At 43.4% G+C, this 2,099-nt stretch carries 2 protein-coding genes; both read left to right on the top strand.

Annotation, left to right across the window (positions count from 1 at the left end; translation table 11 throughout):
- Nucleotides 1-1,835: TonB-dependent siderophore receptor (locus A2517_RS02030; protein WP_294893701.1), on the top strand; the 1,835-nt coding region annotated here is incomplete at its 5' end.
- 71 nt (nucleotides 1,836-1,906) lie between these two features.
- A partial coding sequence (locus A2517_RS02025; protein ID WP_294893700.1) for a hypothetical protein occupies nucleotides 1,907-2,099 on the top strand: 193 nt, incomplete at its 3' end.

Here is a 2,099-nt window from a genome sequence, read left to right as displayed (position 1 = left end):
TGCTAAAACGTACGCCGGGTGTAACGATACCGCAGGGCAAGGGAAAAAAAGGCTCACCCGGTAAAGGGTATACGAAAGTATTGATTGACGGCGAAGAGGTATTGGCTACGAAACGGGGCAATCCGTTAGAGCAGGTGAGCCCCGATATGATCGAGCGGATCGAAGTGATGACTAACGGTTCAGCCGAATATACCGCTGAATCGATGGGGGGAATTGTTAATATTGTCCTTAAAAAACCCGCATCTGAGGGGAAAACGATAACGAAGTTGACCGCTGGAGCGTATAGGAGCGAGCCTATGACATCGGTATTTGCTCAGCAAGAGGGGAAAAAGGGAAAACTCTCTTACCTTTTTAATACGACCCTTTCGGACAACTCTCAGGACGATTCTGCTTCTACCCATACCGACAGTTACGATGAATACACCGATGACGCATTACGCTATCGATCAATCAGTTTGAATACAAAACTGATCTATACGCCATCTTCGAGTGATAAATATATGTTTGACGGTGCACTCAATCGAAGTGATTATCGTAAAAAGAGCGTCGAAAACCGCTACGGCGGTGTTAATGAAACCAATCATCAGATCGATGACGGAGATGCCTTGATGCTTTGGGCAAAACTTTCAGGTATCCATAATCTCTCCGGTACGGAGATGATCGAGTGGAAGCTCAAATATCATGAAAACGATTCAGACGGTCTAACTCGTAGTGATAATACCATAACACTTAGTGAACAAAATGATGAAGGATCCTTTCGGGTATTCGGGGCAGAGGGGAGTTACTCAAAAGCTTTGAATGAGCATTTTATTAAAACGGGTGTGGAGATCAAGCGTCTGAATCAGCGTGACGATGTTACCACGTATGTTAACGGAGTAATCAATTCGGATGATCATCAACGTTTACGCGAAGAGAAAGGTGCCGTATATATTCAAGACGAAATGAGTATAGGGGAGAATATAATTCTCACGCCGGGACTGCGATTTGAGCGCTCCGTGCGAGAATTTGATCAGAGTGTAGCTATTGATTATTTTGCCCCTTCACTTCATGCGGTATATAAATTGAGTGAAAACGCTAACCTCCGCGCCAGTATCGCTAAAACGGTCAAACTCCCCCGTTTGAGTGAACTCTCCGCTTCAGTGGATAGTTCATTGGAACAAAACGATCTTAACCATCCCGATATCACCGGAAATCCGAATCTAAAAGAGGAAGAAGCCCTCAGTTATGAATTGCGGTATGAGCATTTTTTTGAAGACAAAGGGATCGTGAGTATCGGCGGATTTTATCGCATGATCGATGATAAAATTGAAAAGTTGACGACGTGGGACGGAACCCGATATGTTGAACGACCCGAGAATGCGGGGGAGGGGAAACTTTGGAGTTTAGAGCTTGAATTCAAAAAATCGCTAGACGCATACGTGAGCGGCTTGGGAGTCTTTTCCAATGCGACGTTTCAAGACTCTTCATTACAAACTAACGGCATTAACCGTACGATCAAAGGGACAAACGATTATCTCTACAACATCGGGATCGATCATCGACTTGAATCGTATCGTTTGACGTATGGAGCAGCCTATCGCTACGTCAGCGGGTATGATGATCCCCTCGATGAGAGCGGTGTATCCGAATCGCAAAAAGGGTATGGTACACTCGATCTTTATGCAAGTAAACGGCTGAATCCAACGTATAAAATGGGGATAAATCTCAAAAATATCACTCAAGAAACCATCACAACAACTTCAAAACGTTATGTTAGCGGTATCCTTAACGAAACACAGATTGATAAAGAGAATTCCAAGTTTCATTTCCTTTTGACGCTTGAAGGTAAGTGGTAGAGAGAATTCGTTAACCGTTTGTAGGGTAATATGGTTACGATTATCTTATGTTTAAATTTGAGGAGTTTCCCATGCAAGACAATGAACCAACTCTTAGTTCTATCGAGGACTACAACACCTTAAAAGGGTCAAAGAAAAAAGTAGTATGGGCTGTTATTATCAGCGGATTGCTTATCGGTTCGATTTTTTTAGTGGCGAAAATGGTCTATGGTGATGTGGAAGATTCTGTTCCCGTGAGCGAGAAAATCGGGAAAGTTCCAGTTA

The organism is Sulfuricurvum sp. RIFOXYD12_FULL_44_77, from assembly GCF_001830725.1.
GTDB lineage: Bacteria > Campylobacterota > Campylobacteria > Campylobacterales > Sulfurimonadaceae > Sulfuricurvum > Sulfuricurvum kujiense_A.
The sequence above is the reverse complement of the archived record's forward strand: the minus strand, read 5'-3'. Positions and strand labels throughout refer to the sequence as shown.